The organism is Loktanella salsilacus, from assembly GCF_900114485.1.
GTDB lineage: Bacteria > Pseudomonadota > Alphaproteobacteria > Rhodobacterales > Rhodobacteraceae > Loktanella > Loktanella salsilacus.
This window is the reverse complement of sequence record NZ_FOTF01000009.1, coordinates 52,812-76,586: the sequence shown is the minus strand read 5'-3', so window position 1 is coordinate 76,586 and position 23,775 is coordinate 52,812. Positions and strand designations below refer to the sequence as shown.

Genomic DNA, 23,775 nt, shown 5'->3' with positions numbered 1-23,775 from the left:
ATATCGTTGATATTCTGCAGTGAAGCTACTTTTGCATCCTGTTAAGCAGACGCGCTTTCATTTAACCTTTTAGTGGTCTCTACTATGTCTTTTTTTTCTAAAAGGGCGGTCTGTTTATTAACGAAGTCCGCAATTTTGAAATATCCGGTGCGCGTATAGTGATCGCTGTCAGCAAATTCGTCCGCTTCCAGTAAATTGTCTACGTCAATGAAATGAGTGTTCTCCGTCGTTTCACAGAAATTGCGGCACATTGCATTAAACGCCAGGCGCATGTCCTGCGTACGCTCTGCCTGTTGTCCATGCTGTGTGGCAGATCCTAGAATGAACAACGGCACACCTGGCGTCCTGCAAGCATCAGCGTGAACAAAGGATTGTCTCGTAAGTTCAAGTCTTTCTTCTAGCGCTAATCGGCGATGGAACATTTCTTTCGAGAACCGCATCGCGGTGTCGGGATCCTTCATCAACTTCTTAAAACGGCGAGGCGGAACAGTGCCCCAGTATTTACCGCCGAATTCATTGCCGCCATAAGTGAACAGCAAGTCGGAAGGGATCGAAAAATACATAGACAGCAGTATGAGGTCGGCCGCCGCCAACGATTTATCGAGATCTAGCATTTCCTCATAAGTGTAGCCAATAAAGCGTTGCAGGGACTTATTGTGCTTCAATGCCATGTCGCGGGGATTGATAAAGAAACCAACATCGTCGTAGCGCACAAGCATTCCCTGATCATCCTGCTTGTTGACGTATTCGTCACGGTTCGTTCCGCAGTAAAAAGAGACTTGCAACAAGTCGCAGCCGCCAACCATACAAAGACGGCGCTCTTCTTGTGGGTCTGCTGTTGTTTCGAAATCGGTAACTTGCGTTATCCAATCTACCGGCTCCGTCAATTCGCCCGCTACAGGACCGACGATTTTAAATTCAGGCCGACCAAGATAATCCCAGACCCATTGTTCCACACCCATGTTAAGGGTGCGGCAGGAAAACGTAAGGTGGTGCACCGTTGTGCCGGAAAACTTTGTGCGCACAGCAAAGAAGCCGACGGCACCGTAATCACCGTATCGGTCTTGGACTTCGATCAGTCCCGCATGCATCCCAGAGACGGCAAGAAGATCATCGAAATCCTTACGCTCTTGCGCGGTGTTTGCGCGTACTTTGGTAAAGTTCAGTTGATTTGTGCGGTTCAATAATTCTAGCACACGGTCCATGTGGTTTTCCACATCAGTCACAATGCGGATCTTAATCTCGGATTGTTTCAGAAATTCAGTGTTAGAAAGTCCAGTCTCGGACTGTTCGGACTGCTTCTGCTCCATCACCTTATACTGTTTAAGGCGGGAATGATTGCTATCTTCTTTGCCTTTAAATTCGGGCAAGTCCAGCAAACCGGTCATATCGCCAACGGCTTCGACTGCCATAAGCTTGGGGCTAAAGAACACAGCTTCTTCGAGGTTTAGGTGGTTATCATCTAGAAATACCACGTTTTCATCGCGCAGACCCATGTCCTTTACCATTTTTGCGATGGCCTGCCCCTTGGGCGACCATGCGATATGGGGGAAAACGAATAGATCCCAAATGCCTAGTTTTTCAATGGCAGCTTTTGCCTGATCGAAATCGTTTTTAGAACAGATCGAACACATGATTCCGCGGTCGACTAGAGTGCGGATCATCGCAATGTGCGATTCAATTTGAACGATACCTTCTTCTGAAAGCGTTCCCTGCCAAAACGTTTCATCCAGATCCCAGATCACGAGTTTGACAGATGCCTTAACATTCTCAAAAGATGGGGTTTTCACGCGCTTACTTCCTGCTTGATCAATCTTCGAACGTCTGGGGCCACAGTCTTGTTCACTTGAGGAACTAACATAACGCCATGTTCGTCTCAATCAGGTTCGCACCGCAGCCTTCGGGTTCAGTATCAGTGGTTTGCGGCAAGATGTTGGCGGCTTTGCGTCTGTAACTTTCAAAACATACGCATTTTTCCGGATCAGTCTGATATTTGATACACTGTATCGGGATGACTATGCCCGGTGCGGGGCACCGGGCGTAGTCAGGGGTTAAGCTGATTGCATGTTCAACGCTTGGCCGTCAAAGGTGCCGGTCATTGCGGCGTCGGCCAGTACGGCTGCAACGTCTGCACGTGCGGCCTTGGCCGAAACATCAACTTTCTCGCCAAGGATGACGTCGCCGCTGGGATCATCGTCGGTCAGTGCGACGGGGCGAATGATCGCAAAGGTCAGGCCAGACGCCTTTAGGTGTTCATCGGCTTCGTGTTTGGCCTTCAGATAATGTGCGAGATCGCCCGACGGATTTTCTTGGTCTGCACCAACAGAGCTTAGCATCACAAAGCGGGACGCGCCGGCCTGTTTCGCCAGATCAATCAAACGTTTCGCGCCGTCCCGGTCGACCTTGTCGGTCATGTCCGGTCCCGTTTTACCGCCAGAGCCTGCGGCGAAGATCACGACATCTGCGCCGTCGCAAACGCCTTCTTGCAGGTCATTCAGGTCGCCTTGGCGCAGGGCCGTGCGTTCGGGCAGGTCCGACGTGTCAGAGCTTTCGCGCACCAGCGCGGTGACGGTATGTCCGTGGTCCAGCAGGTCTTGGGTTAGTAGCAGGCCGGTTTTGCCGGTCGCACCGGCGATAAGAATATTCATAGTCATTGTGTTTTCCTTCTGTGTCATTCCGCTGGCGGGGCCATTGGCCCGGCAGAGCGTGTCGCGGCGATGTAGCCGGGCTGCTGTTGCAGCGCGTCCCAATAGGCCGCGATCCGAGGGTGGTCATTCAGCAGGTTTAGTCGCGCAAGCAAGGCGATGATGTAGGACATCTGGATATCGGCCAGCATGGCCTTTTCGCCAAACAGTAGCGGGCCATCGCCAATGGCCTGCGTGATGTAGTTTAGGTGTTTGTCCAGCGCAGCCTTTGCTTGATCCGGCACGGGCTTGCCTTGAAACGCGGGCATGATTGCTTGCAGGGCGACTTCGGCGAAAGAGGCTTCGACATAGTCGAATAGCGCCTCGTGGTGCCAATAGTCAGCTGTGCCCTTTGGCGGCGTGTGGGTGTCATCGTCAAACTTTGCCGCCAGATACCGCAGGATCGTGGCGGATTCCGCAATCATGTCACCGTCGTCGACGATCACCGGCGACTTGCCCAAGGGGTGAACCTTGGACAGATCGGGCGGCGCACGAAATTCTTCGGTGCGGTCATAATCGATCCGGTTGCATGGCTGCCCAAGGTCATCGAGCAGCCATAGCACGCGGGTCGCGCGGGAGTATTTCAGGGCATGTAGGGTGATCATGGCAGATAAATCGCTTTCACGTTGACGAATTCCTTCATGCCAAAGCCGCCGTGTTCGCGGCCATACCCCGAGTCTTTGACGCCGCCGAAGGGCATGTTCGGATCGGCAGCCCCATAAGAGTTGATGCGGATCATTCCCGTCTCAAAATGATCGCGGGCCAGCTTTAGCGCGCGGTCCTCGTCCTTAGAGAAGATCCCGCCGCCAAGGCCATAACGGCTTTCATTGGCGATGCGCATGGCGTCAGCGTCATCTTTCGCCCGGATCACGGCTGCGACGGGGCCAAAGAATTCATCATCATAAGCAGGCATGCCGGGGGCAACGTCGACAAGTACGGTGGCAGGGTAGTAGGCACCTGTGCGGTCGGGAGCCTCGCCGCCGCAAAGCGCCTGAGCACCTTTGGCAATGCTGTCGTCTACTTGATCCTTGACCGTCTTGAACTGATCCTCGCTGGACAGCGGTCCAAGCTGGCTTTCTTTGGCGGTTGGATCGCCCAGCTTGATTGCTTTCATCTGATCGACAAAGGCGGAAACAAAGGCGTCATAGACCTTATCTGTCACGATAAACCGCTTGGCCGCCACGCAAGTTTCACCGTTGTTATAAAGGCGGCCCATGACCGAAAACTTCACCGCCGTTTCAATATCTGCGTCTTCTAGCACCAGATAGGCGTCGTTCGAGCCCAGTTCCAACACTGTCTTTTTCAGCGCTTTGGCGGCGACTGCGCCGACGTGGCGACCTGCGCCGTCGCTACCGGTCAGCGTCACGCCGCGGACCAGTGGGTGCGCGATCAATTTGTCGCTGGTGTCATGGTCGATCAGGATGACTTGAAACAGATCCTCTGGCAGGCCCGCCTCGATGCATAGCTCGCGCAGGCGCAGGCCCGATCCGGTGCAGATGCTGGCGTGCTTCAGCACGCAGCCGTTGCCCGTCATCAGGTTGGCGGCAAGCACGCGGACCGGCTGATAAAGCGGAAAATTCCACGGTTGGATCGAATAGATCACGCCAAGCGGCTGATAGCTGACAACGCCGCGTTTGCCGTCTTTGCCATAAGTGCGGTCTTCGTCTGCCAGCGCGTCCGGGCCGTTCTTGGCGGTGTATTCAAAGATGGCGGCGCAGATTTCAACTTCACGCTGGCCGTCGATTAGCAGCTTGCCGGTTTCTTGCGTCATCAGCGCGGCCAGCTCGTCCGCGTTGTCGCGCAGTTTTTGGGCGATTTTGTTTAGATAGGGCGCGCGTTCGGCGTGGGACAGCTTGCGCCATTCCAGAAATGCAGCGTGAGAGGCTTCCAGCTTTGCGGTTGCTTCGCCTTCGGACATCAGGGGGTAGGTCGCGATGGTTTCGCCGGTGGCGGGATTGGTTGTTGTGATCGTAGACATGACGTCTCCTTCAGTAATTGCTAAAGGAACGATGCGGCTGGCTGGTAAGTTCCGGATACCGCGCGGGGCGCGTGTCACGAAATCGTAAGAATACTGAAGCTTTAGCCGAAAGTCAGCGCACCATAGGTCGCGGCGACCCGGGCCATCAGGGCATTTGGACTGAAGCTGGACCAATCATATTCCGCAGCAAACAGTACCGTTTCGCCATCAACATCAAGGTGGTCCACGCGGACGCGATCACCGGGTCGCGGGATCGATGCGCCATCATCTGCTGTGATGCGCCAAACACTCCCCTGCGGGAACCGATGAGCCAGCGCTATGCTGTCTGTTCCAGTACGCAATTGCCTAAAGCCGCGAATGGATAGGGTTTCACCGCCAAGGGTGCGATCCATAACGTCGATTTCCGCAGTGATATAGTCCACCATGCGGTCAAAACGATCGCTCGCGCCCATCTTGCACCACGGCGCGCCTTGGGGTGCAGGCGCATCGCTAAGCTCTGGAAAATGAATGCCCGAAAGTCCGCCGTGGCAAACGCCAAGCAGTTTCTGGACGATCTGGCAGGCTTGGTGGATGTCGTCGCATGCCACCGCTGCTTTGATCGTGCCAAAAAGACTGGGTGCGATTTGTTGCTGTGTCATCGTCATCATCCAATGCTGCTATCCAAGACCCGATAAGGCCTGGATGTGCAGAGAATATGCAGAACGCAGCAAAGCTTTGAAAAACGACGAAAAGGCTGTCTTTTTTGTCAGGCGCTAAATGACCACTCGTCCAAAAACTGCCCCGGGCCATAGGTAGCCGAATGCAGGGCAGTATCAGCCGCCAAAGCTACGGCTGTTGGAAAAGGAGCTTGTGCGCGACGATCCGAACCCGCCTGTCGCCTTGACCGACGCGCGTGACATCGGCGCAGAGGCGGCCGCTGCGGGGCGAAAGTTTGACGCGGACATCTTGGCGCTGCCCTTGTTGCCGTTCAGCACGGTGCCCCCCGATGCGGTCGCGTATTTGCCAGCGGAATCGCGATATAGCGGCTGGGTCTGTGCGCGATTGTTGCTCAGCATGCTGCCCATCAAATAGCCAGCCATCAGGGGCATGAACATCGACCCGCCGCTGCTGGACTGCTGCGCGACGCATTCGCCGCCATGCTGCTCTTCGCACAAGGCAAGTTCGTCATAGCGCGGTGCGGTGCGTTCGTATTCGGTCAGCGCCTCAGCGAAAGCGGTATCGCAATCCTCGACGGTAAAGATCTGCGTGCCATCCTTGGCGGCCTCTTCACAGGACGCCAAATCTGGGAATGCATTCGCGTCGACCTGCTCGTCTTGGCAGGCCGCCAGCGCAAAGGCCGAGGCACCAATCAAGATGGCGGGCATGATGCGTGATCGTTTCAAAGCGCGTGCTGGCGTCATGATGTTTATCCTCTGCTCGCTCGGTCTGTGTCCCGAGGTGATATAGGTCGCTTTACGGCTGAATGAAATGCGGTTTGAACCGGCTTAGGTTTTGCGTGATCCGCGATTGGTCTTCGCGCAGACCCATGCCAACGCAAGTTTGTCCCACAATCCACGCGCCAATAATCGGGTGGAAGCCATCGAAATTGGGCATTTCCGCATAGGCTTGAACGATCATCGGGTAGTCAGCGTAGTCCTGATCGGTCGATTTCTCGATGATCTGATCGCCGCGCTGGATGGTCACGCTCGCCCCTTCGCGGCCAAAGATTGGCTTGGTGACGGTGCCTTGGGACAGGACGTCTTGCGCGCGCTGCACAGCATCAGTGCCTGCTGCAACCTCGTCCGCGAAAAAGCTGGGCAGCAGGTTGGGGTGGCCTTCAAACATGCGCCACAGCACGGGCAGCAAGCCCTTGTTTGATACGGTCGCCTTCCACGCAGGTTCGATGAATTGGCAGCCAGAGGTGGCGAGGTGATCCGCGAAATCGTCGCGCAGCAGGTCTTCCCACGGATAAAGCTTGAACAATTTGCCGATCACGCGGGAGTCGGCATCGGCGAACTGGCCCGCATCCGTGACGCCAATCTGCGCCAGATCGACAAAATGCGCGCCCATTTCAGCGGCGCGGGCCGCGTAGGCCATCGTTTCGACGGTGGCATAGTCTTCGATCAGCTCTTGCACGGCGGTGAAGTGGATGTTTGTGTCTTTGGGGTAGAGATGCGCAAAGCGGGCGGTCAGCGCCTCGAAGATGCCGTTGAACTGGTCGCTGCCCGCAGGCAAGCTGCCGCTGGCGACCATGTCCTCTAGCCAGTCCCACTGGAACGACGCGCTTTCAAACAAAGCAGTCGGGGTGTCGGCGTTGTATTCGATCATCTTGGCGGGGCCAGTGCCGTCGTAGATCAGATCGAAACGGCCATAAAGTTCTGGCTGGGCGGTGTGCCAGCTGTCAGCGACCAAATCCCAATGCGCGCGCGGGATGGCAAGGCGTTCCATCAGCTCTTCGGATGCGATGATATGCGCGGCCGCTTCGCGGCACATGGCGTGCAATTCGGTCGCGGGGTCCTCGATATCGTTTTCGACTTGGGGCAGCCTAAAGGCATAGGCCGTGTCCTCGTCCCAATAAGGCTCGCCATACATGGCATGAAACGTGAAACCAGCGTCTTTGGCCTTTTGCGCAAGGTCGGGGCGTGCGCCAAGGGCGATGCGTTTCATGGTGCGGCTTTCTATATGGTCAGTGCTCAGATGCCATCTAAGCGCTAAATGGTCCGAACCCAAGGCATGCGGTCAGAGTTGACAGCGCAGCGATGTCCTGCCACCGATGGTATACCATTTTACCAGAGGTTTTTCCATGACACAGACGCTGGCCATCGGCCCCTATAACTCTGCAGACCGCGCCGCGCTGGTCGATGCTTTCGATGCCACCGTGCTGGACGGGCCAACTGGTTTGGCCGACTTGGACGCTGATGTGCGCGCCGGGATCACTGCGGTTGCCTATATGGGCCATCACGCTTTTGGCGCGGCGCAGATGGATCTGCTACCGGGGCTGAAACTGGTTGCCAATTACGGCGTTGGCTATGACGCGATCGACGTCGCCGCAGCTGATGCGCGCGGGATTAAGGTCACGAATACGCCGGACGTGCTGAACGATGACGTGGCAGATTTGGCCGTTGCGATGTGGCTGATGCAAGGGCGCCAGATGCGCGCGGCAGAGGCGCATGTACGCAGCGGCGACTGGGCCAAAAACGGGCCGGTGCCATTGAATCGAAAACTGTCTGACGGGACGGCCGGGATCATGGGCATGGGCCGGATCGGGCGCGATATTGCCGACCGCTTGGCGGCGTTCAAGATGGACATCCACTATCACGCACGCAGTGAAAAAGACACGCCCGGCTGGACCTATCACGCGGACCCGGTGGAACTGGCAAAGGCAGTGGACTTTATGTTTGTCGCTTTGGTCGGCGGACCCGCGACAGAGAAATACGTCTCTGCCGACGTGATTGCCGCGCTGGGGCCGAAGGGCGTGATCGTCAACATTTCTAGGGGATCGGTGATCGACGAAGAGGCGCTGCTGGACGCGCTGGAAAGCGGCGCAATCGCAGGCGCCGGGCTGGATGTGTTTGTTGGAGAGCCGCAGGTCAACCCGCGGTTCCTGACCTTGGAAAATGTCGTACTGCAACCGCATCAAGGCTCTGGCACGGTGCAGACCCGCGCGGCGATGGCGCAGTTGCAGCGCGACAACGTCGCCGCGCAGCTGAAGGGTGCGGCACTGCTGACACCGGTGAACTGAGCGGTTTAGGCAGCTTTTGACGAAAGTTATGAAGGAAGAGGGGGGCTCTGCCCCCCGGCTTCGCCTTCCCCCCGAGGTATTTTTGACCAGAAGAAGACTTACGGCTTATCGTCGGTCAGATAGTGGCGGATGTTGTCTTGAAAGCTGTCGTCGGCGGTCAGACCAAGGCGCTTTGCCTTTTCGGCGTGGATGTCCCAGCGCCAGCCCGACACGATGCGCTGCACGTCCGGCTGCGGAGTCCAGTCGATCAGCGTGGCTGGACCGGGGCCTGCGACCTCGGTCATAGCGGCGATCATTTGCCCGATGCTCCACGTCCGGCCGGGCATCTGCATAACGCGGTTCTGGCCAAGGTCAGCCGCGTCAAGGTTTGCGCCTTTGATCAGGTTTTCGATGCATTTGCGCGGTGACAGGTAGTAGTGTTCGAAATCCGCCGCGACGGGACAAGTCGCACGTTGGCCGTTCAGCGGCTCGCGCAGGATGGAGGACATGAAGCCGGATGCCGCACGGTTGGGTTTGCCGGGCCGGACGGAGATTGTCGGCAAGCGGAAGGCGCGGCCGTCGATAAAGCCCTTGCGCGTGTAGTCGTTGATCAGGATTTCCCCGATGGCCTTTTGTGCGCCGTAAGAGGTTTGCGGGTTCGGGTAGCTGTGATCGCCCAGCGGATCGACCGCTTCGCCGCCATAGATCGCGATGGAAGAGGTGAAGACGACAACTGGCTTTGTGCCAAGGATGCGGCAGCGTTCCAGCACGTTGTATGTGCCGAACAGGTTGATGGACATGCCGGCGTCAAAGTCTTCCTCTGCATGGGACGACACGATGGCGGCAAGCAGGTAGATCACGTCGATTTTGTCGGTGACGGTCGCGGCGACGGATGCCGGATCGGCAATATCGCAGCGCGCGGTGGCGACGGGAAATGGCGCGTCGATGGGGGCCGGGTCGTTTATATCGGCTAGTGTCAACTGGGTGATCGGCACCCCGCGCAGGGTGCCGTTTTGTGCCAAGGCGCGCGCTAGTTTTTGACCGATCAGGCCGCCGCCGCCGATGATGAGGATATTCATGGGGTCGCTCCGCTTTGGTTTAGGTTTGCCACGAGGGCGAGGATGACGACGGCCAGCATCGCTGCGGCCATAACGCCGTTGATGCGGCGCTGCGTGCGCGTTGTCAGGTTCAGGCGATGCAGGCTGGCACCTGCGTAAAGCCAGACCAGATGGATCGGGATCCAGATCAGGTTCATGATGAGGAGCTTCGATGCCGTCTCGAACATCAGGTTTTCGGGGGCGTAGGCGAAATTCGCCATCAGGGTCGTGTTGACGGCGTAGGCCTTCGGATTGATCAGTTGCAGCGCGATGCCGGACCGGGTGCCGGGCGCGCGGTCTGCGGTGATGAAGGCGATGCGCGATCCGGCAAAGGCAATTTTGGCCGCGAGGTAGATCAGGTAACCCAGCGAGGCGGCCATCAGCAGGTAGCGCAGGGACGGCACAGCGAGGATCAATGCGGCTAGGCCAGTGATAACCGCCAGAAGCACAAGGTTGGTGCCGATAAACAGCCCGGTCAAGTACCGCAGGCCAGCGCGAAAGCCGAAGCCAGCGCCAACGCCAGCGGTCGACAGGACGCCCGGACCGGGGGTGCCGACCAAGAACAGGACCGCGGCGGCAAAGGTCAGCATTGGCCGAAGACCAGTTGCACCTTCATGGCGCGGGTCCGGTCGTTCGCTATGGCAAACGCCTCTTGGAAGTCGGCGAGCGGGAAGCTGTGGGTCAGCAGGGGCGCGGTGTCTATCAACCCGTCCTGCATCATCTTGACCGCCAGCGCAAAGGCGTCATGAAAGCGGAATGATCCCATCAGAGACAGCTCGCGGGCCGTGATCATCATCATCGGCAAGCTCATGTCGCCGGACAGGCCAAGCTGCACGATCTTGCCGCGCGGTCGCAGGGTCGCGATGCCAGAGGTCAGGGCAGGCTGCGCGCCGGAACATTCGAAGAGCACGTCCAGCGTCCCTTTGCCCGTGCTGTAAGGGGCCAGCGCATCGGGGTCTGCCGCCGTGTTCAAGGTCACATCGGCGCCGCATTGGCGGGCGATGGCCAGCACCGGCTCAGTGATGTCTGTGGCGATGATCTGCGCTGCGCCGGCGCGGCGCGCAGCAAGGATCACGAGGTTGCCAATCGGGCCACAGCCGGTGACCAGCACGCGCTTGCCCAGCATGTCGCCCGCGCGGCTGATCGCGTGAAGCGCAACGGCGAGAGGTTCGGCCATGGCAGCTTGAGAGGCGTCTTGCCCCGTGGCGCGGACGCATTGTGCGGCATCGGCGATCAGGGTGTCGCGAAAGGCCCCTTGGATATGGGGAAAGGGCATAGCGGAGCCATAGAACCGCATATTCAGGCACTGATTGGGCAATCCCCGCAGGCATTCGGTACAAGCGCGGCAGGGCCGAGAGGGCGAGACGGCGACGAGATCGCCAACGGTAAGGCCGGTCACATCAGGGCCAAGCTCTGCCACTTCGCCAGCGACCTCGTGCCCCAAAATCATCGGTTCGCGCAGTTTGATCGCGCCAAAGCCGCCGTGGTTGAAATAATGCAGATCGGACCCGCAGATCCCCCCGCGTTTCATGGCAATGCGCACTTGTCCCGGGCCGGGGGCGGCGTCCGGGGTGTCAGTCAAGCGCAGGTCGCGGGCCGCGTGGGCGAAGAGGGCGCGGGGCATGGGGGCCGTCCTTGCATCGGGGAAATAATGGTATACCATTTCATCAAGGCGGTTTGACGACGCGTTGTCAAGCGCGCCAAATGATATGAATCGGGGGAGGTCCCATGGAATTGTTTGATCTGACCGGGCGCACCGCGCTGGTCACTGGATCCTCATTGGGGATCGGTTTTGCACTGGCACGCGGGTTGGCACAAGCGGGGGCGCGGATCGTCCTGAATGCGCGGGACGCAGGCCGGCTGGCCGAAGCAGCGCAGGTGCTGCGCGGCGAAGGGTTCGCAGTTGATACGCTAGTGTTCGACGTCACGGACGCGGCGGCGGTAAAGGCCGCGGTTGACGGTTACGAACAAGAGCGGCCCATCGACATTCTGATTAACAACGCCGGGATGCAGCATCGCGGCCCGCTGGAAGATTTCGAAGTTGACGCTTTTGACCGCCTGATGCGGACCAATGTGAATTCAGCGTTTTATGTCGGGCAGGCCGTGGGGCGGCATATGATTGCCCGCGGCGCCGGGCGGATCATCAATATCGCCTCTGTACAGACAGCTTTGGCGCGGCCCGGGATCGCACCCTACACCGCGTCAAAGGGGGCGATTGCGAACCTGACAAAGGGGATGGCGACAGATTGGGCCAAGCACGGTCTGAACTGCAACGCGATCGCGCCCGGCTATTTCGACACGCCGTTGAATGCGGCGCTGGTGGCGGATGCAGACTTTAGCGCTTGGCTGGAAAAGCGCACGCCTGCCGGGCGTTGGGGCAAGGTCGAAGAGCTGGTCGGCGCGGCAATATTCCTGTCGTCCAAGGCCAGCAGCTTTGTAAACGGACAAACGATTTTCGTGGATGGCGGCATTACGGCGAGCCTGTAAGCGCCGGATTTCGAGGGAGGATGAGCAATGAGTAAGCCAAAGATCGGGTTTATTGGCCTGGGATACATGGGTCACGGGATGGCTAAGAACCTAGTGCAAAAAGGTTACCCGTTGTGGGTCAAAGGCAATCGCAATCGCGCGCCAATCGACAGCTTGATCGGCATGGGCGCGACCGAGGTCGCCACTGCGCGCGAGATGGCGCAGGTCTGCGATATCATCCACCTGTGCCTAAGTAACTCGCCGCAGGTCGAGGCGGTCTTTGACGGACCAGACGGGATTTTGGCAGGGGCGCGCGACGGCTTGATCGTGATCGACACGACGACGGCTGATCCGGTGTCCACCGCCAAGCTGGCGGAGGCGTTGGCGGCGAAGGGCGGCACGCTGGTTGATGCGCCGCTGGGACGCACGCCGAAAGAGGCTGAGGCTGGCACGCTCGACGCCATGGTTGGCGCGGATGAGGCCGTGTTTGCGCAGGTGTTGCCTGTGATTGAATGCTGGGCGGGGAATATCAGTCATGTTGGCGGGCCCGGGACCGGGCACAAGATGAAGCTGCTGATGAACTTTATATCTATGGGCTATGCGTCGCTCTATGCCGAGGTCACGGTGCTGGGTGCGGCAGTGGGCATCCCGCCAGCCAAGGTGCGGCAAGTGATCGGGAGCAGCCGTTTGACCAACGGGTTCTTCGAAAGCTTCATGACATATGCCGTTGACCGCGAAGAGGTGCACAAGTTCACCATCGCCAATGGGGCCAAAGACCTGCGATACGTCGGGGCGATGGCGGATGCGGCGGGGCTGACGACGATCATGGCCTCTGCTGCAAAGCAGTTTTTCGCGCAGGCCGAAGCGTCGGGTCACGGTGCTGATTTTGTGCCCTCGATCACGGATAGGGTCGGGGCATTGAATGGGCTCGATATGGCGGCCGAGGCAAAGAAGTAACGATTTTTCTGCGAAAAATCTTGGGGCCAGCCCCCGGCGCTGTGCGCCGTGCCCCGGGATATTTCTGACGAGAAAAAGGGGCGGGCGCGGGCTGCGCGAATTACGCTTGCATTTGGTATACCAAATTGACAGCTTGCAAACAGACATCTGGGGAAGAGGTGAAGCCATGACAGATACACGCGCAAACAAGCGGTTCCGGTCGCAGGAGTGGTTTGATAATCCGAACAATCCGGGGATGACGGCGCTGTATCTGGAAAAGTATCAGAACGGCACGTTCAGCGCGGAAGAGCTGCAAGCGGACCGCCCGATTATCGGTATTGCCCAGACCGGTAGCGATCTGGCCCCCTGCAACAAGATTCACGTCTTCCTCGCCGACCGGATCAAGGCGGGCATTCGCGACGGCGGCGGGATTCCGATGGAATTTCCGGTTCACCCTATTCAAGAGACCGGCAAACGCCCGACAGCGGCGCTGGACCGCAACCTTGCCTATTTGTCCTTGGTCGAGGTGCTGCACGGCTATCCCATCGACGGCGTCGTGCTCACGACGGGCTGTGACAAGACGACTCCGGCGATGCTGATGGGGGCGGCAACGCTGGACCTACCTGCGATTGCGCTGAATGGCGGGCCGATGCTGGACGGCTGGTGGAAAGGCAAGCGCGCAGGATCCGGCACGATCATCTGGGAAAGCCGCCGATTGCTGGCGGAAGGTAAGATTGATTATCCCGAGTTCATGAAGCGCGCCTGCGCCTCTGCCCCGTCGCTGGGGCATTGCAACACGATGGGCACCGCAAGCACGATGAACGCGATGGCAGAAGCCTTGGGCATGACCTTGACCGGATCGTCCGCCATTCCCGCGCCGTTCCGCGAGCGGATGAACATGGCCTATGAGACCGGAAAGCGCATCGTGCAGATGGTGCTGGATGATCTAAAGCCGTCGGACATCATGACGCGCGAAGCCTTTGAAAACGCAATTGTCGTGAATACCGCCATTGGCGGTTCCACCAATGCGCCGCCGCATCTGGCCGCGATTGCGCGGCATGTGGGCGTGGCGCTGGACGTGAAGGATTGGGAAACCGTCGGCTTTGACGCGCCGCTTTTGGTGAACATGCAGCCTGCCGGCGAATACCTAGGAGAGAGCTTTTTCCGCGCGGGCGGTGTGCCTGCGGTGATGGGCGAGTTGGCCAAAGCCGGGATGCTGCATATGGGCGCGATGACCGCCAGCGGCCAAACGGTGGGCGATGCATTGGCCGGGATCGAGAGCGAGGATCTGGACGTGATCCGCCCTGTGAGCGATCCGATGCGGACAAAGGCGGGGTTCCTTGTTCTGTCGGGCAACCTGTTTGATAGCGCCCTTATGAAGACCTCTGTGATCTCTCCTGATTTTCGCGCGCGCTATTTGTCGACGCCGGGGGCAGAGGGGATTTTCGAAGGCCGCGCCGTCGTGTTTGAGGGGCCGGAGGATTACCATGACCGGATCAACGATACCGATCTGGGGATCGACGCCGAGACGGTTTTATTCATTCGCGGTGTTGGTTGCGTCGGTTACCCCGGCAGCGCCGAAGTGGTGAATATGCAGCCGCCTGATGCGCTGATCCGGCAGGGTATTAACCATCTTCCGACTGTCGGGGATGGGCGCCAAAGCGGCACGTCTGAAAGCCCGTCGATTCTAAACGCCTCGCCAGAGGCGGTTGTTGGCGGGGGCCTTGCGCTGCTTCAAACCGGTGACCGGGTACGACTGGACCTGAATGAAAGCCGTCTGGACGCGCTGGTTGATGACGCCGAATGGGCGCAGCGACGCGCTGATTGGGTGGAACCGGTCCTGCATCACCAGACGCCTTGGCAAGAAATCTACCGCAAACATGTGGGGCAGTTGGCCCAGGGCGGCTGTCTGGAACTGGCGACGGCCTATCAGCGGATCGCCCATGATCTGCCGCGCGACAATCACTAAGGGGGAGTTTACATGCCAAGCATTATCATTACGGGCGCAGGCTCTGGCGTGGGCCGGGCGACGGCGCAGGCGTTTATCGCGGCGGGCTGGGATGTGGGTCTTGTGGGCCGCAGAAGCGCACCTTTGACCCAGACAAAGGGCGACAGCAACGCGCTGGTCTTGCCCTGCGACGTGACTGACGCGGCGGCCGTTGATGCAGCCTTCGGCAAGGCGCTGGCGGCTTGGGGCCGGATTGATGCGCTGTTCAACAACGCAGGCGTCAGCCTGAAAGGCGCGCCGATTGACGAGCTGGCCGTGGATGACATTCGAAACCTAATCGACGTGAACGTTATGGGGGCCGTGATCGCGGCGCGGGCGGCCTTTGGCATCATGCGCAAGCAGGACCCGCAAGGCGGGCGCATCATAAATAACGGCAGCGTTTCGGCCTCTGTGCCGCGCTGGGGATCGGCACCTTATACGCTGAGCAAACATGCGATTACCGGGCTGACGCGGACGTTGTCGCTTGACGGGCGCGCGTTCAACATCGCCTGCGGGCAAATCGATATTGGCAATGCGCTGACGGATATGGCGGTGGCGATGACCAAGGGCGTGCCGCAGGCGGATGGCAGCATGGCGGTCGAGCCGGTGATGGACGTGGCGCATGTGGCGTCTTCCGTGCTGCACATGGCGCAACTGCCGCTGGACGCAAACGTGCAATTCATGACGGTGATGGCCAGCGCCATGCCCTTTATCGGGCGCGGATGATGGAAATGCAGGGTCAAATTGCCGTCGTCACGGGGGCTGCGCAGGGCATCGGATATGCCGTGGCGCAAGCGCTGACCGCGCGCGGCGTGCGCGTTGTCAGCTGGGACATGGATGCGGCGAACATCGCCGCGATGGAGGGGCTTGGCGGCACAGCGATCAGTTGTGACATCACCGATCTGTTCAGTGTGCAGGCGGCATATGCTGCAACCTGCGACGCGGTTGGTGTTCCGCTGATCTGCGTGAATTCTGCCGGGATCGCGGGGCCGAACGCGCCTGTTGAAAGCTACGATCCGGCGGCGTGGCAAAAGGTGATCGACGTCAATTTGACGGGTACCTTTAACGTCAACCGCACCGTGGTGCCGGGGATGAAGGCGGCGGGTTACGGGCGCATCCTAAACGTCGCCAGCATCGCGGGCAAAGAAGGCAACCCCAACGCCTGCGCCTATTCTGCGTCCAAGGCGGGCGTCATTGCCTTGACGAAATCGCTGGGTAAAGAACTGGCAACGCTGGATATCGCGGTCAATTGCATCACGCCCGCCGCCGCGCGCACGCGGATTTTCGATCAGATGAGCCAAGAGCATATCGACTATATGCTGTCCAAGATCCCGCGCGGCCGGTTTCTAGAGGTGGCAGAGGCCGCCAAGATGATCGTCTGGGCGGTATCGCCAGAGAACTCTTTCACCACAGGCGCAGTGTTCGATCTGTCCGGCGGGCGCGCCACGTATTAACGCGCGGGCTTGTGCGCACCGCGCCGCTGCCGCAAAATACGCGGTAGTGTAAAAGCGAGGCGGCAGGCGTGAAACAGAATCTCTGCCTTGGGGTGGACGGCGGCGGCAGTGGCTGCCGTGCGGCGCTGTGCGATGCGCAGGGCCGCATCGTTGGAACGGGGCATGGCGGGCCCGCCAACGCGACGAGCGATTTTGATGGTGCCTGTAGCAATATTGCGGATGCAATTGCGCAGGCGATGGATGCTGTAAGTGCCGATATGAACCATGTCGCTGGGGGCTTTCTGGGGCTCGCCGGGATGCGAAAGCCGTGCCAGGCGCAGGATATGACAGCACGGCTGGGACTGCTACGCTGCACAGTGACAGAGGATCGCCCTTCGATGATCGCTGGCGCGCTGGGGGACCGGGATGGCGCTGTCGCCGCGCTGGGGACAGGGAGCTTTGTCGGTATTGCGCGCGGCGGCATAGTGCGGGCCGTCGGCGGTTGGGGCTTGCAGCTATCCGATCACGCCAGCGCGGCCTGGGTCGGGCGTGCGGGGCTCAGCGCGACCTTGGAAGCGGTGGATGATATGCAGTCGATGGGGCCAATGGCGCAGGCGGTATTGGCGCGCTGGGATGGCGATACGGATGCCATCGTGGATTTTGCCGGGGCGGCGCGGCCGGCGGATTATGGTGCGTTGGCCCCGGTTGTGACAGAGGCGGCGCAAGCCGATCCCGCAGCCGCCGCGATCATGGCGCAAGCGGCAACGTGGATAGAGCGGGCACTGCTTGCCTTGGGCCATGACGATAGTTTGCCACTGGTGATGACGGGCGGGCTGGGTGACGCATTGCGGCCTTGGATGGCGCGCGCAGGACGGCAGTTTTCTGATCCGGCGGGCAGCGCATTAGACGGGGCGCTGTTGCTGGCGCGGCGCGGCGCATGGGGTTGATTGCGCTGACAGGATGCGACGTGCATGACGGCACGCGGTTGCATCCCGCTGCCGTGCTTGTGTTACAGGACGGCGTTTGCGGCGGTATTGCAGCGCAGGTGCCAAAGGGCGCGCAGGTGCGGGCGATGCCGCCGGGCATCCTTGCACCGGGGCTGGTTGATTTGCAGGTCAATGGCGGCGGGGGCGTCATGTTCAACGATGCGCCGACGGCAGATACCCTGCGTACTATGATCGCCGCGCACCGCAGACTTGGCACCAGTGCGATGCTGCCGACGCTGATTACGGACACACCCGATGTGACACGCGCTGCGATTGCCGCCGGGGTTTCATTGTCTGGCCTGCTGGGTCTGCACCTAGAGGGGCCGCATCTTAGCGTCGCCCGCAAAGGGGCCCATGCTGCCGGCCTGATCCGCCCGATGACACAGGGCGACCTGAACGAGCTTTGCGATGCCGCAGGTGAGCTGCGTAACCTGATGGTGACGGTCGCGGCAGAGACGGTCACGCCGGACCAGATTGCGCGGCTGACGGCGGCAGGCGTGATTGTCTCGCTTGGTCATTCGGACGCGGACTTCGACACCTGCGCGGCGGCCTTTGCCGCCGGCGCGCGCTGCACAACGCATCTGTTCAACGCCATGAGCGGACTGGGCCACCGCACGCCGGGGCTTGTCGGCGCGACGCTTGACGGGGACGGGGCAGCGGGGATCATTGCTGACGGTATCCATGTGCATCCTGCCGCCGTGCGGGCGGCGGTGCGGGCTAAGGCGCGGGGCGCGTTGTTTTTGGTGTCCGACGCAATGGCGGTTGCGGGCACGGATCAGACGGCCTTTGCGCTGAATGGCCGTCTGATCACACGTGCGAAAGGTCAATTGACGCTGGCGGACGGCACCTTGGCGGGCGCCGATTTAAGCCTGCCGCAGGCGATTGCCTTTATGGTCGCGCAGGGCGCTGTGACGTGCGAGCGTGCAATTGCCATGGCAACATCTGCCCCCGCCAGCGTGCTGCGTATGGCTGGAACTGCGGGGCGCTTGGTAGCCGGGCAGGCCTGCGACGTTGTGCATTTCAGTTCCGATTTACGCACGGCGTGTATCTTAGATCTTTGACAGGTTTCTAGTTTCTAGGCGATCACTGAAAAAAGCGGCGCAACTTGCGGCAGGTTAAGGCCGTAAGAAGTTGTGATCGGCGCAAGGGTTGTTGCGCGCGTCGTCCGGTCTAGAACTAAGTCTAGTCCTGACAAGGTTAACACCATGACCGATACTCCCGATCCCATGCGCCGCCGCCTTCTTGCGGGTGTCCCGCTTGCCTCTGCCAGTTTGGCGCTGGCGGGCACGGCCAATGCTGCTGTGCAAGAGCCCGCGCCCGTAGACCCAAAGCAGCCGCTGTTTAACACGACGGATCACGTCGCCACCTATTACAAGCTGGCCCGCAGCTGACCCTAAGAGGAAGACCGCGATGCTTCGCCGCCGCACGACCACTATAACCGCCCCCGCGCCGCGCACGGGCACGACGCGCCGGGATTTTCTGCGCAACTCTGGCCTTGCTGGTTTGGCGCTAGGGTCCATCGGGGCCACAACGGCCGGACGCGTCGCGCAGGCGCAAAGTGCCATGCCGCCAAAGCTGGGCATGACGTATCACAAGACGATCTGCCAGTTCTGCTCGGTCGGGTGTTCGCTTTGGGCAGAGGTCGAAAATGGCGTCTGGACCGGGCAAGAGCCCGCGTTTGAAAGCCCCATCAATCAAGGCACCCACTGCGCCAAAGGTGCGGCCATGCGAGAGATCGCAATCGGTGATCGCCGCCTGAAATACCCGATGAAAAAGGTCGCTGGCGAATGGACCCGCATCAGCTGGGATCAGGCGATTTCAGAGCTGGGCGAGAAGCTGCTGGGAATTCGCGAAGAGTTCGGGCCTGACAGCGTCTATTGGCTAGGTTCGGCAAAATACTCGAACGAGCAAAGCTATATTTTCCGCAAGTTCGCTGCCTTTTGGGGCACCAACAACGTCGATCACCAAGCGCGCATTTGCCATTCCACGACTGTGGCCGGGGTGGCGAACACCTATGGCTACGGGGCGATGACGAATACCTTCAATGACATCCGCAACGCCAAATCCATCCTGATCATCGGCGGCAACCCCGCCGAGGCGCACCCGGTGTCGATGCTGCATGTGCTGGCAGGCAAGGAAAATGGCGGCAAAATGATCGTCGTCGATCCGCGCTTTACCCGCACCGCGGCCCACGCCGACGAATATGTCCGCATCCGCCCCGGCGCCGATATCGGCTTTATGCTGGGTCTTGTGCGCGAGATTTTCGCCCAAGGCTGGGAAGATAAAGACTACATCAACGCCCGTGTCTGGGGCATGGACCAGATCCGTGACGAAGTTCAGAAATGGACGCTGGAAGAGGTCGAGCGTGTCTCGGGCATTCCCGCCGAACAGACGGCCCGCGTGGCCCGGATGTTGGCAGAAAACCGCCCCGGCACGTTGATCTGGTGCATGGGTTTGACGCAGTCGACGGTAGGGTCGTCCAAGACACGCGCGGCGTCGATCCTGCAACTGGTGCTGGGCAATATCGGTAAATCGGGTGGCGGTGCCAACATCTTTCGCGGTCATGACAACGTGCAGGGCGCGACCGATATGGGCGTGTCTTGTGATAGCCTGCCTGCCTATTACGGGCTGGACGAGGGCGCTTGGAAGCATTGGTGCCGCGTTTGGGATGTGGATTATGATTGGATGGTCAGCCGCTTCGCATCCAAGGATTTGATGCAGGCCGAAGGCATGCCGTTGTCGCGTTATATGGACGCGATTTTAGAGGCAAAAGAGAACCTAGATCAACCCAATCCGGTCAAAGCGATGATGTTCTGGGGCCATGCCGCAAACTCTATCACACGCGGGCCAGAGCAGCGCGAGGCGCTGGATAAAGTCGATGTGCTTTGCGTGATTGACCCGCATCCGACGCAGGTCGCGATTATGTCGAACAAGCAGGACAACGTGTACCTGCTGCCCGCATCCTCGACCGCTGAAATCCACGGAACAGTGACGAACTCTAGCAGGTCGCTGCAATGGCGTGACAAGGTGTTCGATCCGCTGTTCGAGGCGAAGTCGGACTACGAGATCACCTATCTGCTGGCCGAAGCCTTTGGGTTTGCAGACGAAATGTTCAAGCATATCGAAGTGCAGAACAAAGAGCCCGTCGCAGAGGATATGCTACGCGAGATCAACAAAGGCACTTGGTCGATCGGCTATACTGGCCAAAGCCCAGAGCGGCTCAAGCTGCATATGCAGCACCAGGACAAGTTTGACTCCATCACGCTCAAGGGCATGTCTGAACCTGTTTTGGGCGACTATTACTGCCTGCCATGGCCAACATGGGGCAACCCTGAGGACAAGCATCCCGGCACGCCGATCCTGTATGACACCACGATGCCGGTGGCCAAGGGTGGCTTGCCGTTCCGCGCGCGCTGGGGTGTTGAACATGACGGAGAGAACCTGCTGGCTGAGGGCAGCTTTCCTGCCGATTCAGAGATCAAGGATGGCTACCCCGAAGGCACGCTTGGCATGCTGGATGCGCTTGGCTGGTCTGACGAGCTGACCGCCAAAGAACGGCTGATGATCATCAGCATCGGCGCTGACCGCTTTAAACATGACATGTTCAACATGACCGAAGATGAAGCGCAGATCGCGATGGATCAGTTGACGCTGGCGGCCTTGCAGCAGCAGTCCGGCGGGTCGGACAATATCAACGAAAGCTGGGGCGGCGCTGATGGCGATACGTTAAACAGCGACCAGCAGATGGTTGCGGAACACTTCAGCAGCTATCCGGCCAACGCGCTGACAGCGATCAAGGCGTATCTGGCGGATAACCCGCAGGAAAAGGCCCCCGACGACGCAACTCTGCGCGATAAAATCCAGCGGGTGAACTGGAAAACGGACCTGTCCGGCGGCATCCAGCGCGTGATGATTGCCCATGGTCTTGCGCCCTATGGCAACGGCAAGGCGCGCTGCGTGGTCTGGACCTTCCCCGATCCGATCCCCAAGCACCGAGAGCCGCTGCTGACCAACCGCCGCGATTTGCTGCCTGAATATGCTACCTATGAAGACCAGCGCAAATGGCGTGTGCCGGTGCTGTATGAAAGCATCCAGAAGGTTGATTACTCAAAAGATTTCCCGATCCAGCTGACCTCTGGCCGACTTGTGGAATTTGAAGGCGGCGGCGACGAGACACGGTCAAACAAGTGGCTGGCCGAATTTCAGCAGCATATGTTCGTCGAGATTAATCCAGCCGATGCGGGCCGCGCTGGCGTGACCGATGGCAACGACTGCTGGGTCGCGTCACCAAATGGGCGGATCAAAGTGAAGGCGCTCGTGACCAAACGGGTGGGCGAGGGGACCGTGTTCCTGCCGTTCCACTTTGCCGGTTTCTGGATGGGCGAGGACCTGACGTCGAAATATCCCGAAGGCACAGAACCCTATGTCTTTGGCGAGGCGACGAACACGATCCAGACCTATGGCTATGATATCGTGACGCAAATGCAAGAAACCAAGGCTACGCTTTGCCGGATCGAGGCTGTCTAATGGCACGTTTGAAATTCCTGTGCGACACGGACCGCTGCATCGAATGCAATGCCTGCGCGACAGTCTGTAAGAACGAACACGAGGTGCCTTGGGGCATGGTGCGCCGCCGCGTTGTAACAATTGACGATGGCCAACCTGGCGAGAAATCCGTCGCAATTTCCTGCATGCATTGCACCGATGCGCCCTGCGTTGCGGTCTGCCCTGTCAGCACGCTTTACCAGACCGATATCGGCGTCGTGCTACATAACAAAGATACCTGTATCGGCTGCGGCTACTGCTTTTACGCTTGCCCCTTTGGCGCACCGCAGTTCCCGCGCGCCACCCTGTTCGGCACGCGCGGCACGATGGACAAATGCACCTATTGTGCGGGCGGACCAGAAGAGAACGGCTCTGACGCTGAGTTTGCCAAATATGGCCGCAACCGTATTGCCGAAGGCAAATTGCCAATCTGCGCCGAGGTCTGTTCGACCCGCGCCCTACTGGCTGGCGACGGCGAAGTCATCGCCGACATCTACCGCGAACGCGTCGTGGCACGGGGCTTCGGCTCTGGCGCTTGGGGCTGGAAAACCGCCTATTACCCGGAGGATGGCGCATGAGCGACGAGGTAATTGTCCACGGGCGCGACTTCGTCCGCTATCGCATCGGGGGTGCCATCGTGGCGTTTTTACTGGCGATTGCCTTGGTCTGGCAGGTGTACGAGATTTTTGACGGCGACGCCCGCACTGTGCCTGAAATCCGGTGGGGCATGACGGAATATAACGGCACTCAGATGGGCCCGCAGGACGCACCAAGCGCTTTGCTGACCGGACAGGCATTGGCTGATCGCACGACGTTTCAGGCCGAACGTTACGCGACTGGGCCTTCGCCTGACCAACAGCGGCCCGATTATAACGTCGTGCCGGATACGATGATGACGACCAACCCGATGGCGGACGGCGAAAAGCTGACGCAAAGCTGGTCGATCTATGGCGATGACACCGGCGCCTTGCTGCGACCCGCGCAGCGGACCGAGGGGATTTCGTCGCTGCCCTATGCCAACGCTGCCTTATTCGAGCGTCCCTTTGCCCGCGACTGGCGCCTTGGTGTGGCCGATCTGGCGGTGCATCTGGGGGCGATGACGATCCTTGGTATGGGGTTTTTGCTTGCGCTGATTTTGGCGGTGCGTGGCCGGGTGCCAATTGCCCATGGGCGCAGCAACCGCACTGTGAAACGGTTCAATTTGTTTGAACGCACGGTGCACTGGATGACCTCGATCAGCTTCATTGCCCTTGCGCTGACGGGCCTGACGATTGCCTATGGCAAAACGCTGTTGATGCCATTCGGAGAGACGGTTTTGGGCTGGGCCGGATGGATTTCGACCTGGGGGCACATGATGTTTTTCCCGTCCTTTGCTGTAGGTATCCTGCTGATGGCGGTGATGTGGATGGGCCGCAACATTCCCGAATGGCGCGACCTGAAATGGCTCAGCGTCATGGGGGGCATGGCGACTGACGGCGGCCCAAACCCGCCTGCGAAAAAGTTCAACGCGGGGCAAAAGCTGATCTTTTGGTCGGCGGTTTTGGGCGGCGCACTGATGGTCGTGTCCGGTGTGACGCTGATGTTTCCCTACTACTGGGCGAGCCTTGGTACGATGTCTTGGGCCATGCTGGTGCATGCCATCATCGGCCTCATGCTGATCGCGATTTTTATCGGCCACATCTATATCGGGACGGTCGGGATGCAGGGTGCCTTTTGGGCGATGTGGGGCGGCCGGGTGGACCGGAATTGGGCCAAGGAACACCATGAAATCTGGCTAAACGAGCTTGAAGGACGCAACGGAGGGCCTGCGGAATGACCGCTTTTATTACTGGTGCCTTCGCAGCTATCGCTGTGGCAACGCTGACATATTTTGCGATGCAGGCAGGCACAGTTACAATGGTTGAACGCTTTGCTGGGCCTAATGTTCAACTTCAGGAATATCAGGCGAACGACTGACGCGTTT

23 protein-coding genes are annotated in these 23,775 nt (G+C 59.5%); 13 read left to right on the top strand and 10 right to left on the bottom strand.

Annotated features, from left to right (window positions below; translation table 11 throughout):
• Positions 1 to 41 precede the first annotated feature (41 nt).
• The 7 genes from BM131_RS09825 to BM131_RS09795 form a co-directional block, all read right to left on the bottom strand.
• Positions 42 to 1,790 carry a hypothetical protein gene (locus tag BM131_RS09825; protein ID WP_175499264.1) on the bottom strand — a complete coding sequence of 583 codons (1,749 nt, stop codon included), beginning with the start codon at positions 1,788 to 1,790 and terminating at the stop codon, positions 42 to 44.
• A gap of 261 nt (positions 1,791 to 2,051) precedes the next feature.
• On the bottom strand, positions 2,052 to 2,648 hold the full coding sequence (locus BM131_RS09820) for an SDR family oxidoreductase (protein WP_090189106.1): 597 nt from the start codon (positions 2,646 to 2,648) through the stop codon (positions 2,052 to 2,054).
• Positions 2,649 to 2,671: 23 nt separating this feature from the next.
• On the bottom strand, positions 2,672 to 3,289 hold the full coding sequence (locus BM131_RS09815; RefSeq protein WP_090188969.1) for a glutathione S-transferase family protein: 618 nt from the start codon (positions 3,287 to 3,289) through the stop codon (positions 2,672 to 2,674).
• Positions 3,286 to 4,662: an NAD-dependent succinate-semialdehyde dehydrogenase gene (locus BM131_RS09810; RefSeq protein WP_090188967.1), complete on the bottom strand. Its 1,377-nt coding sequence runs from the start codon at positions 4,660 to 4,662 to the stop codon at positions 3,286 to 3,288. The genes BM131_RS09815 and BM131_RS09810 overlap by 4 nt, the downstream gene beginning before the upstream one ends.
• Before the next feature lie 101 nt (positions 4,663 to 4,763).
• On the bottom strand, positions 4,764 to 5,300 hold the full coding sequence (locus tag BM131_RS09805) for a hypothetical protein (RefSeq protein ID WP_139222611.1): 537 nt from the start codon (positions 5,298 to 5,300) through the stop codon (positions 4,764 to 4,766).
• 174 nt (positions 5,301 to 5,474) lie between these two features.
• A complete protein-coding gene (locus BM131_RS09800) occupies positions 5,475 to 6,062 on the bottom strand; it encodes a DUF1190 domain-containing protein (protein WP_090188964.1) in 588 nt (195 codons plus the stop codon).
• A gap of 52 nt (positions 6,063 to 6,114) precedes the next feature.
• Complete coding sequence (locus BM131_RS09795; protein WP_090188962.1) at positions 6,115 to 7,308, bottom strand: glutathionylspermidine synthase family protein; 1,194 nt, start codon at positions 7,306 to 7,308, stop codon at positions 6,115 to 6,117.
• A gap of 136 nt (positions 7,309 to 7,444) precedes the next feature.
• Between BM131_RS09795 and BM131_RS09790 the strand changes: the two genes are divergently transcribed.
• A complete protein-coding gene (locus tag BM131_RS09790) occupies positions 7,445 to 8,383 on the top strand; it encodes a 2-hydroxyacid dehydrogenase (protein WP_090188961.1) in 939 nt (312 codons plus the stop codon).
• 98 nt (positions 8,384 to 8,481) lie between these two features.
• Here the strand turns inward: BM131_RS09790 and denD are convergent, their stop codons facing one another.
• The 3 genes from denD to BM131_RS09775 are packed head-to-tail and all read right to left on the bottom strand — an operon-like array spanning position 8,482 to position 11,083.
• The gene (gene denD / locus BM131_RS09785) at positions 8,482 to 9,441 is read right to left on the bottom strand and encodes a D-erythronate dehydrogenase (RefSeq protein WP_090188959.1); all 960 of its coding nucleotides are present in this window, start codon (positions 9,439 to 9,441) and stop codon (positions 8,482 to 8,484) included.
• Positions 9,438 to 10,049: a LysE family translocator gene (locus tag BM131_RS09780; RefSeq protein ID WP_090188958.1), complete on the bottom strand. Its 612-nt coding sequence runs from the start codon at positions 10,047 to 10,049 to the stop codon at positions 9,438 to 9,440. The genes denD and BM131_RS09780 overlap by 4 nt, the downstream gene beginning before the upstream one ends.
• Entirely contained in the window at positions 10,043 to 11,083 is a 1,041-nt protein-coding gene (locus BM131_RS09775) for an L-idonate 5-dehydrogenase (protein WP_090188956.1), read from the bottom strand. The genes BM131_RS09780 and BM131_RS09775 overlap by 7 nt, the downstream gene beginning before the upstream one ends.
• 104 nt (positions 11,084 to 11,187) lie before the next feature.
• Here BM131_RS09775 and BM131_RS09770 point away from each other — a divergent pair, with 104 nt between their 5' ends.
• The 12 genes from BM131_RS09770 to BM131_RS20250 all read left to right on the top strand — a co-directional run bounded on the left by BM131_RS09770 (position 11,188) and on the right by BM131_RS20250 (position 23,768).
• Positions 11,188 to 11,946, top strand: a complete 759-nt coding sequence (locus tag BM131_RS09770; protein WP_090188954.1) for an SDR family oxidoreductase — start codon at positions 11,188 to 11,190, stop codon at positions 11,944 to 11,946.
• Positions 11,947 to 11,973: 27 nt separating this feature from the next.
• The gene (locus BM131_RS09765; RefSeq protein ID WP_090188953.1) at positions 11,974 to 12,882 is read left to right on the top strand and encodes an NAD(P)-dependent oxidoreductase; all 909 of its coding nucleotides are present in this window, start codon (positions 11,974 to 11,976) and stop codon (positions 12,880 to 12,882) included.
• 166 nt (positions 12,883 to 13,048) lie between these two features.
• Complete coding sequence (locus tag BM131_RS09760) at positions 13,049 to 14,830, top strand: IlvD/Edd family dehydratase (protein ID WP_090188951.1); 1,782 nt, start codon at positions 13,049 to 13,051, stop codon at positions 14,828 to 14,830.
• Between the two features lie 12 nt (positions 14,831 to 14,842).
• Positions 14,843 to 15,574, top strand: a complete 732-nt coding sequence (locus BM131_RS09755; RefSeq protein WP_090188950.1) for an SDR family oxidoreductase — start codon at positions 14,843 to 14,845, stop codon at positions 15,572 to 15,574.
• The gene (locus tag BM131_RS09750; protein WP_175499262.1) at positions 15,571 to 16,302 is read left to right on the top strand and encodes an SDR family NAD(P)-dependent oxidoreductase; all 732 of its coding nucleotides are present in this window, start codon (positions 15,571 to 15,573) and stop codon (positions 16,300 to 16,302) included. The genes BM131_RS09755 and BM131_RS09750 overlap by 4 nt, the downstream gene beginning before the upstream one ends.
• A gap of 68 nt (positions 16,303 to 16,370) precedes the next feature.
• Positions 16,371 to 17,228 (top strand): glucosamine kinase nucleotide-binding domain-containing protein, encoded by an 858-nt coding sequence (locus BM131_RS09745; RefSeq protein ID WP_090188947.1) that lies wholly within the window; start codon positions 16,371 to 16,373, stop codon positions 17,226 to 17,228.
• Positions 17,219 to 18,328 carry an N-acetylglucosamine-6-phosphate deacetylase gene (gene nagA / locus BM131_RS09740; RefSeq protein WP_090188945.1) on the top strand — a complete coding sequence of 370 codons (1,110 nt, stop codon included), beginning with the start codon at positions 17,219 to 17,221 and terminating at the stop codon, positions 18,326 to 18,328. The genes BM131_RS09745 and nagA overlap by 10 nt, the downstream gene beginning before the upstream one ends.
• A gap of 144 nt (positions 18,329 to 18,472) precedes the next feature.
• The gene (locus BM131_RS09735) at positions 18,473 to 18,658 is read left to right on the top strand and encodes a hypothetical protein (protein WP_090188944.1); all 186 of its coding nucleotides are present in this window, start codon (positions 18,473 to 18,475) and stop codon (positions 18,656 to 18,658) included.
• 19 nt (positions 18,659 to 18,677) lie between these two features.
• A complete protein-coding gene (locus tag BM131_RS09730; RefSeq protein ID WP_245754200.1) occupies positions 18,678 to 21,794 on the top strand; it encodes a formate dehydrogenase subunit alpha in 3,117 nt (1,038 codons plus the stop codon).
• The gene (gene fdh3B / locus BM131_RS09725) at positions 21,794 to 22,390 is read left to right on the top strand and encodes a formate dehydrogenase FDH3 subunit beta (RefSeq protein ID WP_090188942.1); all 597 of its coding nucleotides are present in this window, start codon (positions 21,794 to 21,796) and stop codon (positions 22,388 to 22,390) included. Before BM131_RS09730 ends, fdh3B begins: the two co-directional genes overlap by 1 nt.
• On the top strand, positions 22,387 to 23,628 hold the full coding sequence (locus BM131_RS09720; RefSeq protein WP_090188940.1) for a formate dehydrogenase subunit gamma: 1,242 nt from the start codon (positions 22,387 to 22,389) through the stop codon (positions 23,626 to 23,628). The genes fdh3B and BM131_RS09720 overlap by 4 nt, the downstream gene beginning before the upstream one ends.
• A complete protein-coding gene (locus BM131_RS20250; RefSeq protein WP_175499260.1) occupies positions 23,625 to 23,768 on the top strand; it encodes a hypothetical protein in 144 nt (47 codons plus the stop codon). Before BM131_RS09720 ends, BM131_RS20250 begins: the two co-directional genes overlap by 4 nt.
• The last annotated feature ends 7 nt before the right edge of the window (positions 23,769 to 23,775 follow it).

Bases quoted from the DNA above. Each gene is read 5' to 3' on its own strand.
- fdh3B (WP_090188942.1), top strand. From the start codon at position 21,794: ATGGCACGTTTGAAATTCCTGTGCGACACGGACCGCTGCATCGAATGC.
- BM131_RS09765 (WP_090188953.1), top strand. From the start codon at position 11,974: ATGAGTAAGCCAAAGATCGGGTTTATTGGCCTGGGATACATGGGTCAC.
- nagA (WP_090188945.1), top strand. From the start codon at position 17,219: ATGGGGTTGATTGCGCTGACAGGATGCGACGTGCATGACGGCACGCGG.
- BM131_RS09790 (WP_090188961.1), top strand. From the start codon at position 7,445: ATGACACAGACGCTGGCCATCGGCCCCTATAACTCTGCAGACCGCGCC.
- BM131_RS09720 (WP_090188940.1), top strand. From the start codon at position 22,387: ATGAGCGACGAGGTAATTGTCCACGGGCGCGACTTCGTCCGCTATCGC.
- BM131_RS09760 (WP_090188951.1), top strand. From the start codon at position 13,049: ATGACAGATACACGCGCAAACAAGCGGTTCCGGTCGCAGGAGTGGTTT.
- BM131_RS09775 (WP_090188956.1), bottom strand. From the start codon at position 11,083: ATGCCCCGCGCCCTCTTCGCCCACGCGGCCCGCGACCTGCGCTTGACT.
- denD (WP_090188959.1), bottom strand. From the start codon at position 9,441: ATGAATATCCTCATCATCGGCGGCGGCGGCCTGATCGGTCAAAAACTA.
- BM131_RS09795 (WP_090188962.1), bottom strand. From the start codon at position 7,308: ATGAAACGCATCGCCCTTGGCGCACGCCCCGACCTTGCGCAAAAGGCC.
- BM131_RS09805 (WP_139222611.1), bottom strand. From the start codon at position 5,300: ATGACACAGCAACAAATCGCACCCAGTCTTTTTGGCACGATCAAAGCA.
- BM131_RS09815 (WP_090188969.1), bottom strand. From the start codon at position 3,289: ATGATCACCCTACATGCCCTGAAATACTCCCGCGCGACCCGCGTGCTA.
- BM131_RS09770 (WP_090188954.1), top strand. From the start codon at position 11,188: ATGGAATTGTTTGATCTGACCGGGCGCACCGCGCTGGTCACTGGATCC.
- BM131_RS09800 (WP_090188964.1), bottom strand. From the start codon at position 6,062: ATGACGCCAGCACGCGCTTTGAAACGATCACGCATCATGCCCGCCATC.
- BM131_RS09810 (WP_090188967.1), bottom strand. From the start codon at position 4,662: ATGTCTACGATCACAACAACCAATCCCGCCACCGGCGAAACCATCGCG.
- BM131_RS09750 (WP_175499262.1), top strand. From the start codon at position 15,571: ATGATGGAAATGCAGGGTCAAATTGCCGTCGTCACGGGGGCTGCGCAG.
- BM131_RS09780 (WP_090188958.1), bottom strand. From the start codon at position 10,049: ATGCTGACCTTTGCCGCCGCGGTCCTGTTCTTGGTCGGCACCCCCGGT.
- BM131_RS20250 (WP_175499260.1), top strand. From the start codon at position 23,625: ATGACCGCTTTTATTACTGGTGCCTTCGCAGCTATCGCTGTGGCAACG.
- BM131_RS09730 (WP_245754200.1), top strand. From the start codon at position 18,678: ATGCTTCGCCGCCGCACGACCACTATAACCGCCCCCGCGCCGCGCACG.
- BM131_RS09820 (WP_090189106.1), bottom strand. From the start codon at position 2,648: ATGAATATTCTTATCGCCGGTGCGACCGGCAAAACCGGCCTGCTACTA.
- BM131_RS09735 (WP_090188944.1), top strand. From the start codon at position 18,473: ATGACCGATACTCCCGATCCCATGCGCCGCCGCCTTCTTGCGGGTGTC.
- BM131_RS09755 (WP_090188950.1), top strand. From the start codon at position 14,843: ATGCCAAGCATTATCATTACGGGCGCAGGCTCTGGCGTGGGCCGGGCG.